Genomic DNA, 15,210 nt, shown 5'->3' with positions numbered 1-15,210 from the left:
GCGCCTGAACACTATATCTGGTGCTCAACCCTACACAAACCGCTAAGGAATGAGCGTATGACCCGCTTCGCTGCCCCTATTGCCGAACAGATCTGGGACATGAAATACCGGATGAAGGACGCCGAAGGGCAGGCGGTCGACGCCTCGGTCGAGGACAGCTGGCGCCGCGTTGCGCGCGATCTGGCACGCGTCGAGGCCGAGCCCGCCAAGTGGGAGGACAAGTTCTATTCCGCGCTGGAGGACTTCAAGTACCTGCCCGCGGGCCGCATCTTGGCGGGTGCCGGGACGGGCCGTTCGGTCACGCTGTTCAACTGCTTTGTCATGGGCACCATCCCCGACAGCATGGGCGGCATCTTCGACATGCTGAAGGAGGCCGCGCTGACCATGCAGCAGGGCGGCGGCATCGGCTATGACTTCAGCACGATCCGCCCACGCGGCGCGGTGGTCAAGGGCGTGGCAGCGGATGCGTCCGGCCCGCTGTCCTTCATGGATGTCTGGGACGCGATGTGCCGCACGATCATGTCCGCGGGCTCGCGCCGCGGCGCGATGATGGCCACGATGCGCTGCGACCACCCGGACGTCGAGCAGTTCATCGTTGCGAAACAGGACAGCGCGCGCCTGCGCATGTTCAACCTGTCGGTGCTGATCACCGACGACTTCATGGATGCCGTGCGCGCCGACGGGCCGTGGGATCTGAAGTTCGAGGGCCGCGTCTACAGCACCGTGCAGGCGCTGGACCTGTGGAACAAGATCATGAAGGCGACTTATGACTTTGCCGAGCCGGGCGTGATCTTCATCGACCGGATCAACATGGCCAACAACCTGTCCTATGTCGAGACGATCGCGGCAACGAACCCCTGCGGCGAGCAGCCCCTGCCGCCCTATGGCGCCTGCCTGCTGGGGTCGATCAACCTGGCGCGGCTGGTGACGAACCCCTTCACCGACGCGGCCGAACTGGACCCCGAGGCGCTGGACGATCTGGTTCGCACCGCCGTCCGCATGATGGACAACGTGGTCGATGCGTCGAAATTCCCGCTGGATGCGCAGGCGCAGGAGGCGCAGAAAAAGCGCCGCATCGGCCTGGGCGTCACCGGTCTGGCCGACGCGCTGCTGATGCTGGGCCTGCGCTATGGCGCTGATGACGCGGTCTCGCAGACCCGCGTCTGGATGAAGGCCATCGCGCGGTCGGCCTATCTGGCCTCGGTCGATCTGGCCAAGGAAAAGGGCGCCTTCCCGCTGTTCGACGCGCAGAAATACCTGGCTTCCGGCTTCATGTCCAAGATGGACAAGGACGTCCGCGACGCGATCGCCAAGCACGGCATCCGCAACGCGCTGCTGACCTCGATCGCGCCCACCGGCACGATCAGCCTCTATGCGGGCAACGTGTCCTCGGGGATCGAGCCGGTGTTCGCCTATGCCTATACCCGCAAGGTCCTGCAGAAGGACGGGTCGCGCACCGAGGAGGAGGTCGTCGACTATGCCGTGCAGATGTGGCGGGACCTCAAGGGCGATTCCGAACTGCCTGATTACTTCGTGAACGCCCAGACCCTGGCCCCCAAGGACCACGTGGCCATGCAGGCGGCGGCCCAGGAATGGGTCGACAGCTCGATCTCCAAGACCATCAACTGCCCCGAGGATATCAGCTTTGACGCGTTCAAGGACGTCTACATGGCGGCTTGGGATCTGGGCTGCAAAGGCTGCACGACCTATCGCCCGAACGACGTGACAGGGTCGGTCCTTTCGGTCAGCGAAAAGACCGAAAAGGCCCCCGAGGCCGACAAGGGCGCCGACGTCGTCTATCTGACCGAGCCGCTGGACCGTCCCGCCGCCCTGGAAGGTGCGACCTACAAGCTGAAATGGCCGGGGTCGGAACACGCGATCTACATCACGATCAACGACATCATTCATGGCAACCACCGCCGCCCGTTCGAGATCTTCATCAACTCCAAGAACATGGAGCATTACGCCTGGACCGTTGCGCTGACGCGCATGGTTTCGGCCGTGTTCCGCCGCGGGGGCGACGTGTCCTTCGTGGTCGAAGAGCTGAAGGCGGTCTTCGACCCGCGCGGCGGTGCCTGGATGCAGGGCCGCTATGTCCCCTCGATCCTGGCAGCCATCGGCGGCGTGATCGAGCGGCACCTGGTCGAGACGGGCTTTCTGGCGGGCGAAGGCCTTGGCCTGAAATCCGACCCGAAGGCCGAAGTCATGGCCGTCGGCGAGACGCCCCGCGGCCCCGCCTGCTCCAGCTGCGGCCAGTACGGCATGCGCATGGTCGAAGGCTGCATGACCTGCCCCAGCTGCGGCCACTCCAAGTGCGGGTGAGGGTCCGGTCGTGAACGGGTTGTCCTGACAGGCTAAAGCCGTCCTTCGGCTGTCCATGAACTGTCCTTTTGCAAGGCATGAATTCTTCCGCTCAATTTCGGGACGAACAACAGGGCGAAGAGATGTTTAAACGGGGCGGCCGGAGACGGCCGCCTTTTCCATTCGGTCGACACCGGCGTCTTAGTGGTTGATGCCTCTGACAGAGGGGCAAAATTCGCAAAGGAACCGGCGCGCGATCCGCAGGTGATCCTTTCAATAAAAAAGGACAGGGCGATGGCTGCGTCGCGATATGCACGGCGTGGTTTCACCGGCCTTCGTGTTTTCGGTGAAGAGAATCCATGGCCGTCGGTACACGTAAGCAAGGCGCCGGTGCTGTTCATCGGTCTTTCTACGCCGGTAAGGTTATTGCCCAGCTCATCCTGCCTTTGCGGCAGACCTCAGTAACGGGTGCAGCTTTCCTGTCCTGCTGCACCACGAGGCCCTCAATCCAACCGGGAATTACCGCCGGACAATCTCGTTTTGTGTTCGCCTCTCAGCCGGGCGTACGTGAGCGCGCGGACCTGCGGTGGACCCTGCCGGCAATTCTGTTAAGCTTGGTTAATGAAGAATTCTGGCCCTCGGCATGCGGCAAGGCATGTCCGGTCGTCGCGCATGGGTGGAAAGAACAATGGAAGACGCCACCGCTACCTGGTCCTGTCCCAGCTTCGCATCCGCGCCGGCGCGTCACCAGTTGTACCTTTCCGGCGCGCATCGCGACATTCTTGCGATGGTTGCGGCGTGGCGCCACGGAGATCGCGCAGTTTTAATGCTTTCGGGGCCGTCGCAGGCCGGCAAGACGGTTCTCGCATCCGAGATCGCGGCCCTGTCAGAGGGCATGCGCGTGGGCTGGGTCAGCCTGGAGCGGCCGGAGACGGACCTGGCGCTGGAGGTGCCGAAGGCACTGGGCGTCGCTTCCGCCGATCCGATGAAGGGGCTGGCACGCCTGCTGGCGGAAGGCCGCAGCGCGCGCAGGTCATGCCTGCTGATCGTGGACAATGCGCATCTGCTGTCCAAAGCCTCGCGAGAGTTCCTTGAGGATCTAACCGCCGCGCCCGGCCTGCCCCTGCCGATCTATGTGCTTCTTGTCGGCGGCGAAAGTGTGGCCACGCTGCTGGACCCACCCACGCCCGACGAATTGCGCGACAGGATCGGTGGGCATCTGAAACTGCAGCCCTTTGATCCGGCGGAAACGGCTGCTTACATCGCGCACCGGTTTCATGTCGGCCCATGTTCCTGCCACGGCGGTGCGCAGCCCTTTGATGCCGGCGGGATCTGGCTGCTTCACGCCGCCTCCGGAGGATATCCGGGCGACATCGACCTGCTTGTGCAGCACTGCCTGTCGCGGGCCGGCACCGCGCAGGGCGGCAGCCTGGACAAGGCCGCAGTTCATGCCTGCCTGGCAGAACTGGCGGAGGCGGGGCAACTGCAGCATCCGCTGCCTGATCTGCCGACGGATGATCTCATCGCCGATCTGCCGATCCCCCCGCTCCCGGCTGCCGTTGTGGAACAGGGCCCGGATGTGGGGATGGCGCCGGCGAAGCGCCGGACCCTCCGGCCGCAGAAACGGGCCGGGCGGGACGAACCTCCGGCCCGGGGATGGCTCAAGCCGGGCTTGACGGGGGTGGCATTGGCCGCGCTGCTCGTCCTGAGCAGCAACCTGATGACCTTGAGCGAAGGCCCAATGGACCGGCTGTCCGAGGTCACGGAAGAGCCTGTCCGCGATGTCGGGGCGGAACCCGTCGCAGCGCCCGTCCCGGATGTGGCACAGCTGGAAACGCGGATGGAGCAGGCGGCGCCGGATCCGCAGGACCTGTTGATCAGGGCCCTTGCCACGGGCAATGTCGATCCGGAAGGCGCGATCCCGCTCTATACGCAGGCGGCGTTGTGGGGCAGCGAGAGGGCGGCCTATTACCTGGGTCAGCTTTACGAGACCGGCATCGGGGTCGAGGCTGACGTGAACCGGGCCCGCGCCTGGTACCGAGAGGCCTCGCAGATCTCGGGCGCGGGTGCGCGGCTACGCCAGATGAAATCCGCCCCTCCAGTGCCGGCAGGGGACGACCCCGCGCCGCCTGTCCCCGAGCGGCAGGTCATCTTCGCCTCTGGCCAATCCGAACTGCACTGGCGCGGCCCGCCCGGGCCGGACCCGGCCCGCTATCGGATCGAATTCGTCACCGCCGGCGCGGAACGGGTGCAGGAGCTGGAGACTGGGCTGTCGGCAGCCCTGATCCCGTTTCCGGTCTCCCGCTGGAGGGTTCTGGCGCTGCGGCCGGACGGGACGCCCGGACCTGCCTCGGTCTGGGCCGTTCTTGACCGGGGTGCGCTCTGATCAGCAGCCGATGGCCGCGCAGATGTTGCGGCGATACGCGGCATTGGCCTCGCTGTCGGGCTGGACTTCGGGCGCGACCGGTGTGCAGCTTGGCTCATATTCGGGATCAAGGCCAATATTGACGCAGGTGGAAATGTCCCATCCCGGCGGGATGGCGGTCAGGTCGACGGATTGCCATTTCGCATGGCCCTCACTGCGCAGCGTGTCGATGTTCGACAGGATCAGCGACGAGAGGTCCGACACCCCGCGACAGCTGGCCTGGTGATACCTGTTCCCGCGCGGCTCGTATTCATAGGTCATCAGCACCGCCTTGACCGCGACAAGCTCCACGGGATCGGGCTGGAAGGCATAGGTGCCCCCCGCCAGCGTCGCCGGCGTATAGACCGCCTGCAGCGTCTCGTCCTGGATCGGCAGCAGGTGGAACTGCTCACCGTCGATGTCGTTCTCGGTATAAATCGCCGCCGGCGCTCCCGCGACATAGAAGAACGCGTCGATATCCCCGGCCTCCAGCTGCGGATAGGCATCGCCCGGGGCAAGGGCCAGCGTCTCGGACGGCTCGATCCCCGCCAGCGACATCATCAGCGACGCCGTCAGATAAGTCCCGCTGTTCTCGGTCCCGATGGCGACGCGCTTGCCGTCCAGCCCGCCGAAATCGGCGATGTCGCGCCGGGCCAGGATATGCACCTCCTCCTCGTAAAGGGGGAAGGCGATCCGGACACCCGCGATCGCCCGTGCGACGGCCGGGTCGTCACCCGCAAAGGTCTGCATGTATTCCAGAACGTCGTTCTGGACGATGCCAAACTGCGTATTGGGGCGCTGCCGGACACCCAGGAAATTCTCCAGCGAGCCCGCCGATTCGACGACCTCCAGGTTCTTGCCGCATTGCTGCATCAACCCGTTCAGATCGCGGCCGATCTGGATATAGGTCCCGGTCGGCGATCCGGTCATGATGCTCAGGTCGGCATTCTGGGCCTGGCCTGCGACAGCCAACCCCGAGGCGGCACATATCCCCCAGGCAAGCCGTTGCAGAAGCTGGGAAAATGACATCGGCGTTTCCTTCCGTACGAGGGGTTTCAGCACCCGTCCAGCCCGGCCCTGAGGGCCAGCAGCGTCTGGCGGTTGATCGGATCTTGAACCTGGCGCAGCGCGTCGACGGCGCATTGGCCGTCGATCAGCAGGTTGCGCAAGCGGTCGCGCGCCGCCGGCGCCCGAGGAAGCCCCGGTGTCGTGGCCAGGACGGCGCTGACTTCGGCCGCGTCGCGCGGCTGCCGCCCCTCGCTGGCACCGCCGGCCAATGAGGGTTCCGGGGCGGGTGCGGGTTCGGGTTCCTGGACGGGGACCGGTTCGGGTTCCGGTGCGGGCGCTGGCTCGGGTTCCTGCGCGGGGGCGGGCTCTGGCTCCGGTTCCGGTCCCGGCTCTGGTTCTGTCTGCTGCACGGCGGCCGGCTGCGGCTCGGACTGTGCCGCCTCGCGCTGCCGCGTCAGGTCTGCCACTTCGGCGGTCAGGGTCTGGACCTGTTCCGCCAAGGCGCTTGCGCGTTCCTCCTGCGCCGCGATCTGGGCGGACAGTTCCCCGGCTCTGGCCAGTTCCGCCTGCATGGCATCGCGCTGCTCTGTCAGGTCTGCCAGCTGGCCGCGCGTCTCCTGAAGCTGCGCCTGCATCTCCTCCAGGTCTTCCTGCTGCGACGAAAGCTGATCGTCCCGCCCGGCCGTCGCCTCGGCGATCTGCGCCTCCAGTGTCGCCAGACGCTCCACCTGCTCCCGCTCGCTGCCACTCAGGCTCTCGATGCGTTGGGTCAGTTGCGCGGATTCGGCACGACGTTCCTCGATCGCTTCCGTCAACTCCGCCAGTTCCGAAGCTGCGGCGCCGGTCCTCGTCTGCAGATCGGCCTCGGCCTGCTCGATCCCGCTGCGGAGCCGGGCTTCCTCTTCCCGCAATTCCTCCAGATTTGCGTTCTGCGATGAAAGCTGATCGTCCCGCCCGGCCGTCGCCTCAGCGATCTGCGCCTCCAATGTCGCCAAGCGCTCCACCTGCTCCTGTTCGCTGGCGCTCAGGCTTTCGACACGTTGGGTCAGCTGGCCTTCCTCGGCTCGGCGTGCCTCGATCGCTTCCGTCAATTCCGCCAGCTCCGAAGCTGCGGCACCGGTCCTGGCCTGCAGATCGGCCTCGGCCTGCTCGATCCCGCTGCGAAGCCGGGCTTCCTCTTCCCGCAGCTCGTCCAGGTTCGCGTTCTGCGACGAAAGCTGATCGTCCCGCCCGGCCGTCGCCTCGGCGATCTGCGCCTCCAACGTCGCCAGACGCTCCACCTGCTCCTGCTCGCTGGCGCTCAGGCTCTCGATGCGTTGGGTCAGCTGGGCTTCCTCGGCACGGCGTCCCTCGATGCTCTCGGTCAGCTCCGCCAGCTCGGTCGTGGCGGCGCCGATCCTCGCTTGCAGGTCGGCTTCCTCCGCCTTTGCCCGTTCGATTTCGCTCCGGAGCCTTTCTCCTTCCTTCCGCACATCGGCAAGACCGCCCTGTTCCTGTTCAAGCTGGCCGGTGGTTGCCTCAATCCTGGTCGTCAGATCGCGCAGGGCGGAGCGCGCCGCTTCGACCTTGGGCTCAAGTTCGGCAGCCTCGAGTTCCATCGCGGCGATGATCTGGCGCAACGAGTGGGCCTGGGACGAAAGATCCTCTTGCGGCGCCTGCGCCCATACGGGCCCGTGCGCGCCCAGAAGGCCGACTGCCGCCAAAGTGGCCAATGGAACGCGACGCAATATCAACACAATGAAAGGCCCCCCAAAGGTTAATAATCATGTACAAGAAGGGTTTGTCAAGTTGGCCCACCTGTCTGCGGATTGGGAGATTGGGCTGGTGTGGTGGCACAGACTCACGACAGGCGTCCACGGCCGCAAGCGGAGGGGACATCGCCTACATGTGGATAACGGTCTCGCCTCTGCCTTCCTTCGAGGAAGAAGCTTGAAGAATGTGCAGGCAATCAAGCGGCAGATTGGAGTTGCTGCAGTGTCGAGGTCCGGCCATTCGTGACGGACGGTGCGGTTGTAGCGCTCGACATGGGCGTTCTGTTGCGGCTTACCTGGCTGGATATGGGTCAGAGCAATGCCTTGCTTCGCAACCCAGATCGCCAATGTCGCGCTGATGTATTCCGGGCCGTTCTCGACCCTAATGGCCATGGGCTTGCCGCGCCACTCAATGATCTGGTTGAACTTCCTCACCACCCGTTCTGCGGGTGTGAGGAGGATCAGAAAACGATCCGGTGAATCGTTTTCCGGACGATCGGAGAAATCGACCTCGATGCCCAGACCATCACGGTTGAAGTCGTCCAGCACGTTCAGCTGCCGGAATTGGCAACCATCGGCCAGACGATCCGCCATGATATCCATGGACCAGACCAGGTTCGGCACTTCCGGAGCGGCAATCATGTCAGGCTTGTCCCGCTTGATCCGGGGCCGGGTTTTGATCCGCAGGTTCAACTCAAGCTGGCAATAGATCCTGCGGACCCGCTTGTGGTTCCAGACATGTCCGCGGACATTGCGCAGATACAGGAAGCACAGGCCGAGCCCCCCAAGTTCGGTGCGCCTTCGTCAGGCCCTCGAGGAGATCCGCGATGATCTTGTTCTCAGCACAGTGCCTCGGTCCGTAGCGAAAGCAGGTCTCGCTGACGCCGAACGTCCGGCAGGGCGAGACCATGTCCGCCCTTGGTCCGAAGCTCATGGTCGAGCGCAATGCTGACCCCCTTCTTCGCCACCGCCCTCGCGGCCAACTCGCGGGGTTGAGTTGGCCGCGTCACTTTTTCCAAGAGCTTCCTTGAGCAGATCCGCCTGCATGCTGAGGCCAGCAAACATGCGCTTGAGCCGCCCGTTCTCCCTCGCTATGGGGCTTGAACCAATGGCGCACCAATGGCTCGATCCAATGCCTTCATCTGAATCATCATGGACACGTCCACGCCGCCATCTTTCACAAGCCATTTGTGACAGCTCGCGCTGCTGATCCTATGCTCGCGGCACAGCTCCGGCACAGCAACGCCGCCCTCGGCTTGGCGCAGCACCGCCATGATCTGCGGCTCGGTCAACCGGGTCTTCTTCATCCGAATCCCCTCAGTTCACGCTACGAGAAAATTCTACTGCCGCATCACCTTAACCATGGGAAGGATTACCCCAAGAAATGGAAGGCAGTCGAAGATGAGCTAGGCGTCAATCAAAAGACAATAAAGACCGGCTTAGCGATGCGGGTGGAGAAAACGAAGAAAGAATGAGGCAAGAAATCTTGGCCCAATAATTCCGATTTACCTCGTTTTGATCTGCTAAATTTTTCCGCTATCTTCCTCTGTGTCATCGCATTGTACAAAGGAAGATGACATCGCAGACAAGCGGTCGCCGCCGCGCCGTAGAAGAACTCCCCGGACTGAGCCGCAGCACAATTTACGACCTGATGGGCAAGGGGCAGTTTCCGCGCCCCGTCAACTTGACCGGCAGGCGGTCGGCTGGCCTGAAAGCGCTATTTATGCTTGGCGGAACAGCCGCCCACCGCATAAGTAAACCGCCACCCCTCTGGCTTGGTGCGGTGACTGTGGTCTGTGTAGCTGTAGTCCGACCATAGTCCCTGGCGCCCGAGCCAGCACTCAATGAGGCCGAGACAATTCCAAAATCCGAATGATGGTATTTCAGCCCCACGCAGGTGTTCTGGACCTGCCATGCGCAGACTAAATAAGCGCACCATCTCGCACAAGGCAGAAATCCGCGAGGTGGAGAGATGGCGCCTAGGTGCAATTATTCACCGCCTCAAGAATACCTATGGCTGGTCAATCCCGATGGAACTGCGCGGCTCTGAGAACGTGGCCCACTACCGGCTGACGCCTGCGACCGACCTGTCGCGCCTGCGCTTCCCGCCCAGCGCTTAGGCGCTTGCTGATCGACTGGAAGGGTGGTGCATGACCGCCTACCGCATCGCCTTTCTGCGCGCCCGCTACGACCTGACGAAAAACCGCGCTGCCCTGGTCGCACGGATGGCATGGGGGATCTGGAAGGATGCCCCTGCGGCACGACCCGCCGCGCGGATGAGCGGAGGTGCGCGCTATGGCCACGCGCACCTGCCTCGCCTTCACGGTCTATGACCTGGCCGAGTGCCGCATGCACGCCCGGCTGGTCTATTTTTCATCAAGCCGCCGCAGCGTGCTTAAATGGGCGCGGCGTTGGGCAGTTCTGATGGGGCGGCATGGGTGTCTTGACCTGTTCCATGCCGCCAACGGGCCCCTCTGCGGCGCTATGGGGTGCACCGTGGGGAGTAGGTGATACAAGCGACACAAGCGCGGCAGGTGGGCGCTTTGTGGAGCTGATGGAATACATGCCGGCCAGCGAGGCATGGCGAGCCTGCCGTCCGGCCCGCGCGCCCTTTACGTCGAGTTGGCGCGCCGGTTCACCGGGTCGAACAACGGGGCGCTCTACCTGTCGCAGCGCGACGCAGAAGGCGCTCAACAGGGTCGAAGGCTAGTTTCGGGAACTGGAGGCGCGTGGCTTCATCCGCAAGACCGGCGAATATCATCTTGGCCACCAGCATCTATGCTCTGGAAGAAGAGCCATGCGACGGAAAACCTGCATCGAAAGAATACATGTCATGGCGGCAAAATTCAGAATCCCCGCGCAAAATTTGAGCCGCACGGCGCAGCCATTGAGCCGCCTCCGTCCGAATGGCAGGGTCTTGCTTCCAAAGCGGCTCAACTATTGAGCCGCTTCTGGCAGGTTTTGGAAACTGGGCAGCGCAGTTATTGAGCCATATCTATATCTAAGCCATAGGCTGTTGCTTGAAGGCGCGCGCAGCTGGGTCGCCCAGCGAGGCGAGGTGAAGCGATGAGCGGCAAGCGCCTCAGGCCGCCAGCGCCGGTAATGCCGGCCGCAATGAAAATCGGGTGACTACCGCAGGATCGAGGCAGGCGCCGGAAACAACTTAGTAGCCGGTGGCCTGTTGAAGCAGGTGGCTATCCTCGGGTCGTATGGGCAGCGCACCGATCTTGAAGCATCCAGTTCCGCCTTGGGCTTCGTCGATAGCATGACGCCGCGTGATGCGCTACAAACGCTATTGCTAGCGCAGATGGCAGCAGTCCATCAAGCGACGATGATGATGGCCCGGCGGCTGAACCACTCGGAGAACCTGCGGCAACAGGATGCGGCAGAGCGGCCGCTGAACAAGCTGGCGCGGACCTCTGCGGCGCAGCTGGAGGGTGTGAAGAGGTATCGCAGCGAGGGGCAGCAGGTTGTCCGAGTGGATCGGGTGAATGCTGAAAGCGGCGGGAAGACCGTTGCCGGCCATGTGCAGCATGGGGGGCCGGTGGATGGGCAAGAGTGGCGTTAACCCCATTGACCGGACTGATTTGGTAAAAGCAGGTTTGGGCAGGCGAGAACATATCGCCCTCAATTGTTTTGGTGAGGTGTGGTCGAAGGCATTATGCTGGCTTGATCGAACGAAGGGACGGAAGAGGAAGAACTAACCCATGACGGAAAAGCTGACCCTTGATGACGTCCGGCGAATGTTCGGGGGAGCAATTCCAAAGGTAGCCAAGGACATCATCGACGGCGCGGACGAAGGTGTGACCCTTGACGACCTACGGCCTGAACTAGAGGCGTTGGCGGCGCCTGAACACGCAGACCCAAGGAGACGCAGGTTCCGTGTTCTCTTTGGCAAAGAACTGAACGGAGAGCCGGGCGATGAGCAAAGATGACGCTGGCCCCATAGAACGCGCCGATGCGGCACCCAGGTGCAGCGCCACAGCCAAGTGCACGGGCCAGCCATGCCGCGCCCCGGCTGTCACCGGCTGGCCCGTCTGTCGCGTCCACGGCGCGGGGGGCGCACCCAAACTATCGGTACGGCGAACGGTTGCGTGGAGCGGTCGCACTGCGGGCACACATCGCCAAATTGGTCGGGGAATGCCGAGACCAGTTGCCGAGACCAGTTGCCAAGGCTGGAGTGAGGTGACAGCGCCGTGCGGCGGGGTAGCTGGCAAAGTCGCAGGCGTGGCGGTGGCGGGATCAACTTCGTCGTGCGGCTTGTCTCGTTACATATCTTTTGCACTCCCAAGTGCGCAGGTGTTGCTCCCGTTCCCCTCCCACCTGCCCAGTGTATCTGACAACGATTTAGCGCGACAGGCCAGTGGCAAAAGAAAGGCGGCTCGAACCGTCACACTGTTCGAGAGCGCCAATCTTCGCTGTCCAACGCTTCGGCCTCGATAAAAAAATATGAATATGCATTACGCGCAAAAATTGTGGACGGGCAACGGAATCATCCTTTACGATAGTAGGCAGCTATAAAATCACTGCGGCAGTTGAGGCTTTACACCCCAGCAAGTCAGCGGGAAGCGAGGCAGGAAGCACGCGCAGCTAGCGGCATTGGAGCAATTTGGCTCCCTCTCAGCCTTCATTGGGCGGGTGGACCGAACTATCTGCGCAGGCCCCCGGTCTTTGGCCGGGGGCCGACTTCACTAAAAGTGTCATTGCACCTGCCAATGCCTTAAGGAGCGACGGCAGCGTCTTTGTCGACGGCTGTTCGATGTATCAAGGAGCCAAAAGCCAAAGCCGGGCCAGACGGCGCCAGCCGTAAAGGGGGGCTGGAAATTTTACCCGAGCAAGGTGCCGGACCGCCGTGGCTGCAAGATGCGCACGTCTGCAATTCAGAAATTGTCGTGATGATGCGGACGGCGCACGGCAGCACCCTCTACCGGCCTGCCAACTGCGCGAGATTTGAAGCGACGGAAAAATACATGCGAGTGGTGCGAGCGCGGGTCGGGGCAACGATGCGCGCGTGACTTTCAATGGCCCTCCCGGCCTCAACTACCGAGGCCCTCTCCGGCAAGTTCCAAAGTGCATTGGGGGAAGCAGCGGGGGAAGCCGAGGCCTCACCAACGAAACTACTTCACACAAACAGCGTGTCAAATGGGGTGGGTGGCGGAGACGAAGGGATTCGAACCCTCGAGACCCTTTCGGGCCTGCACCCTTAGCAGGGGTGTGCCTTCGACCACTCGGCCACGTCTCCGTCGACCCGTATATGGAGGAGCTTCAGGGGTGACAAGGGGGGTTCGTCGGATTTTCCTCTCACGCGCCATCGCGACCCGTGGGGGTGCGGCAATGGTGTCGTCCCCTGTCGCTTCCTCTGGAACCAGCCCGGTTTTGCGGCAATATGTTGCGGGACAGGAGGGGCAGGCCAGACATGACCGAGATATCTCGCCGCAAGACGGATCACCTGCGCATTGTGATGGAGGGAAGGGGCCAGCAGGCCGGCCTCTCCACCGGGTTCGATGAGATCCGCTTTGCCCATGTCGCATTGCCGGAGACGGATTTTGACCGTCTCGACTGCAGCACGCGGTTCCTGGGGCGCCAGTTGAAGGCGCCGCTTCTCGTTTCAGCCATGACCGGCGGGAATGACGAGGCAGAGCGCATCAACGCCCATATCGCCGAGGCCTGCCAGGAGCTGCGGATCGCGTTGGCGGTCGGGTCGCAGCGCATCGCGGTCGAGACGGCGGATGCGGGCGGGTTGGGGCGACAGCTGCGCGCCCGGGCCCCCGACATCCCGATTCTTGGAAACATTGGCGCGGTCCAGCTGAACTACGGCTTCGGCCTGGCCGAGGCGCAGCGCAGCGTCGACATGATCGAGGCCGACGCCCTGATCCTGCACCTGAACCCCCTGCAGGAGGCGATCCAGCAGGGCGGGGATCGGAATTTCGCCGGCCTGCTTGCCAAGATCGAGGCGCTGGCCGCCGTGTTGCCGGTGCCTCTGGGCGTGAAGGAGGTGGGGGCAGGACTGTCCGCCCCTGTCGCGCGCCGGCTAATGGAGGCGGGCGTGACCATCCTGGACGTCGCCGGGGCCGGCGGGACCAGCTGGGCGCGGGTCGAGGCCGAACGGGGGCCGGCGCGCCTGCAGGCGCTTGCCGCGCCCTTCCATGACTGGGGCATCCCGACCGCCGAGGCATTGCGGGCCGCGGCGCCACTGATGGGGCCGGGACAGGTGCTGATCGGCTCGGGCGGCGTGCGTCACGGGCTGGACGTGGCACGCGCGATCCGCCTTGGTGCCGATCTGGCGGGGCAGGCGGCACGCGCGCTGCCCGCCGCCCGTCACAGCGCCGGGGCACTGGTCGAGCATTTCAGCGATGTCGTCGCCCAGCTGCGCATCGCGATGTTCTGTACAGGCTCGCAGGATCTGGCGGCGCTGCGGTGCGCGGCACTGCTGCATCCGGGGCCAGGGGGCATTTGGTCGCAATCGGCGGGGCTTTCCAGCGATGACTTTGAAGCCTAGGGTCGGGAACGGAACAAGCCGGAGGGCCGAGATGCGCGAACCACTCGGCCGTCGCGCTGACACGACGGCCACCAACCTGATCCTGACCGCCCTGATCATGCTGTCCTGGCTGGCGCTGCACGTCTATGCCCTGTGGTTTCTGGATGCGCCGGACCAGCCCCTGTTGGCGGCGGTCCTTTTGCTGGGGCTGACCTGGCTGTCGGTCGGGCTGTTCATCGTGGCCCATGACGCGATGCATGGCGCGGTCGTGCCGGGGCGTCCCAAGGTAAATGCCGCGGTGGGGCAACTTGCGCTGTGGCTTTATGCCGGGTTTTCCTGGCGCAAGCTGATCGTCAAGCACATGGCCCATCACCGCCACGCTGGCACCGACGACGATCCCGATTTCGATCATGGGGGTCCGCTGCGCTGGTATGCCGGTTTCATCCGCACCTATCTGGGATGGCGCGAGGCGACGGTTCTGGGCCTGGCCGTTCTGGCCTATGCGCTGATCCTGGGCCCGCGCTGGCCCTATGTGGCCTTCTGGTCGGTGCCCTCGATCCTGGCCTCGATGCAGCTTTTCGTCTTCGGGACCTGGCTGCCGCATCGCAGGGGGGATGACCCATTTCCGGACCGGCACAATGCCAGGTCCTCTCGGGTCAGCAATCCGGTGTCGCTGCTGACCTGCTTTCACTTTGGCGGCTATCACCACGAACACCACCTGCACCCCACCGTGCCCTGGTGGCGACTGCCCGCAACGCGCCGGGGAAAGGAGCGCACATGACCCAGTTTCTGATCGTCCTGGCCACCGTCGCCGCCATGGAACTGACGGCCTATTCCGTCCATCGCTGGATCATGCATGGCCCCCTGGGCTGGGGCTGGCACAAGTCGCATCACGAGGAACATGACCATGCCTTCGAGCGAAACGACCTTTATGGTCTGGTATTTTCGGTGATCGCGGGCGGGCTGTTCGTGGCGGGCTCGCTCTGGGTGCCGGTCCTGTGGTGGGTGGCGGTCGGGATGACCGTCTATGGCGCGATCTATTTCATCCTGCATGACGGGCTGGTCCACCAGCGCTGGCCCTTTCGCTATGTCCCGCGGCGGGGCTATTTTCGGCGCCTCTACCAGGCTCACCGCCTGCACCACGCGGTCGAGGGGCGGGATCATTGCGTCAGCTTCGGCTTCATCTATGCGCCCCCGGTCGATCACCTGAAGCAGCGGCTGAAGCAGTCCGGCGTGCTGAAGCCCGACACCGGGCGTCGGCCGTGACC

12 protein-coding genes, 1 tRNA gene and 1 pseudogene are annotated in these 15,210 nt (G+C 63.8%); 10 read left to right on the top strand and 4 right to left on the bottom strand.

Annotated elements, in window-relative coordinates; translation table 11 throughout:
* Window positions 1-57 precede the first annotated feature (57 nt).
* On the top strand, window positions 58-2,322 hold the full coding sequence (locus ACNR9W_RS09185) for an adenosylcobalamin-dependent ribonucleoside-diphosphate reductase (protein WP_419267654.1): 2,265 nt from the start codon (window positions 58-60) through the stop codon (window positions 2,320-2,322).
* A 667-nt stretch (window positions 2,323-2,989) separates the two neighbouring features.
* The gene (locus tag ACNR9W_RS09180) at window positions 2,990-4,687 is read left to right on the top strand and encodes an AAA family ATPase (RefSeq protein ID WP_458478482.1); all 1,698 of its coding nucleotides are present in this window, start codon (window positions 2,990-2,992) and stop codon (window positions 4,685-4,687) included.
* On the opposite strand, the gene ACNR9W_RS09175 is transcribed toward ACNR9W_RS09180, so the two are convergent.
* The 3 genes and pseudogenes from ACNR9W_RS09175 to ACNR9W_RS09165 all read right to left on the bottom strand — a co-directional run.
* Window positions 4,688-5,734 carry a TAXI family TRAP transporter solute-binding subunit gene (locus tag ACNR9W_RS09175; RefSeq protein ID WP_419267656.1) on the bottom strand — a complete coding sequence of 349 codons (1,047 nt, stop codon included), beginning with the start codon at window positions 5,732-5,734 and terminating at the stop codon, window positions 4,688-4,690. It lies immediately after the preceding gene.
* Between the two features lie 26 nt (window positions 5,735-5,760).
* Window positions 5,761-7,332, bottom strand: a complete 1,572-nt coding sequence (locus ACNR9W_RS09170; RefSeq protein WP_419267657.1) for a coiled-coil domain-containing protein — start codon at window positions 7,330-7,332, stop codon at window positions 5,761-5,763.
* Window positions 7,333-7,695: 363 nt separating this feature from the next.
* Window positions 7,696-8,771, bottom strand: a pseudogene (locus ACNR9W_RS09165) (IS3 family transposase); the annotation flags it as partial.
* 266 nt (window positions 8,772-9,037) lie between these two features.
* Between ACNR9W_RS09165 and ACNR9W_RS09160 the strand changes: the two are divergent.
* From ACNR9W_RS09160 to ACNR9W_RS09140, 5 genes are all read left to right on the top strand, one after another.
* A complete protein-coding gene (locus tag ACNR9W_RS09160; protein ID WP_419267659.1) occupies window positions 9,038-9,283 on the top strand; it encodes an AlpA family phage regulatory protein in 246 nt (81 codons plus the stop codon).
* A 331-nt stretch (window positions 9,284-9,614) separates the two neighbouring features.
* Window positions 9,615-9,797, top strand: coding sequence for a hypothetical protein (locus ACNR9W_RS09155; protein ID WP_419267660.1), 183 nt, complete (start codon window positions 9,615-9,617; stop codon window positions 9,795-9,797).
* Window positions 9,798-10,044: 247 nt separating this feature from the next.
* Complete coding sequence (locus ACNR9W_RS09150; protein WP_419267661.1) at window positions 10,045-10,452, top strand: hypothetical protein; 408 nt, start codon at window positions 10,045-10,047, stop codon at window positions 10,450-10,452.
* Between the two features lie 277 nt (window positions 10,453-10,729).
* Entirely contained in the window at window positions 10,730-11,032 is a 303-nt protein-coding gene (locus tag ACNR9W_RS09145) for a hypothetical protein (RefSeq protein WP_458478481.1), read from the top strand.
* Between the two features lie 139 nt (window positions 11,033-11,171).
* The gene (locus ACNR9W_RS09140) at window positions 11,172-11,399 is read left to right on the top strand and encodes a hypothetical protein (RefSeq protein ID WP_419267665.1); all 228 of its coding nucleotides are present in this window, start codon (window positions 11,172-11,174) and stop codon (window positions 11,397-11,399) included.
* Window positions 11,400-12,616: 1,217 nt separating this feature from the next.
* Here the strand turns inward: ACNR9W_RS09140 and ACNR9W_RS09135 are convergent.
* Window positions 12,617-12,706, bottom strand: a tRNA-Ser gene (locus ACNR9W_RS09135).
* 174 nt (window positions 12,707-12,880) lie between these two features.
* Between ACNR9W_RS09135 and fni the strand changes: the two genes are divergently transcribed.
* From fni to ACNR9W_RS09120, 3 genes are read left to right on the top strand one after another with little or no spacing between them, the layout of a single operon-like run.
* Window positions 12,881-13,963 (top strand): type 2 isopentenyl-diphosphate Delta-isomerase, encoded by a 1,083-nt coding sequence (gene fni, locus ACNR9W_RS09130; RefSeq protein WP_419267667.1) that lies wholly within the window; start codon window positions 12,881-12,883, stop codon window positions 13,961-13,963.
* Between the two features lie 31 nt (window positions 13,964-13,994).
* A complete protein-coding gene (locus ACNR9W_RS09125; protein WP_419267669.1) occupies window positions 13,995-14,723 on the top strand; it encodes a fatty acid desaturase in 729 nt (242 codons plus the stop codon).
* Window positions 14,720-15,208: a sterol desaturase family protein gene (locus ACNR9W_RS09120; RefSeq protein ID WP_419267671.1), complete on the top strand. Its 489-nt coding sequence runs from the start codon at window positions 14,720-14,722 to the stop codon at window positions 15,206-15,208. Before ACNR9W_RS09125 ends, ACNR9W_RS09120 begins: the two co-directional genes overlap by 4 nt.
* Window positions 15,209-15,210 lie beyond the last annotated feature (2 nt).

The organism is Paracoccus sp. T5 (genome assembly GCF_048538155.2).
In the GTDB taxonomy this organism is placed as follows: domain Bacteria; phylum Pseudomonadota; class Alphaproteobacteria; order Rhodobacterales; family Rhodobacteraceae; genus Paracoccus.
The sequence above is the reverse complement of the archived record's forward strand: the minus strand, read 5'-3'. Positions and strand labels throughout refer to the sequence as shown.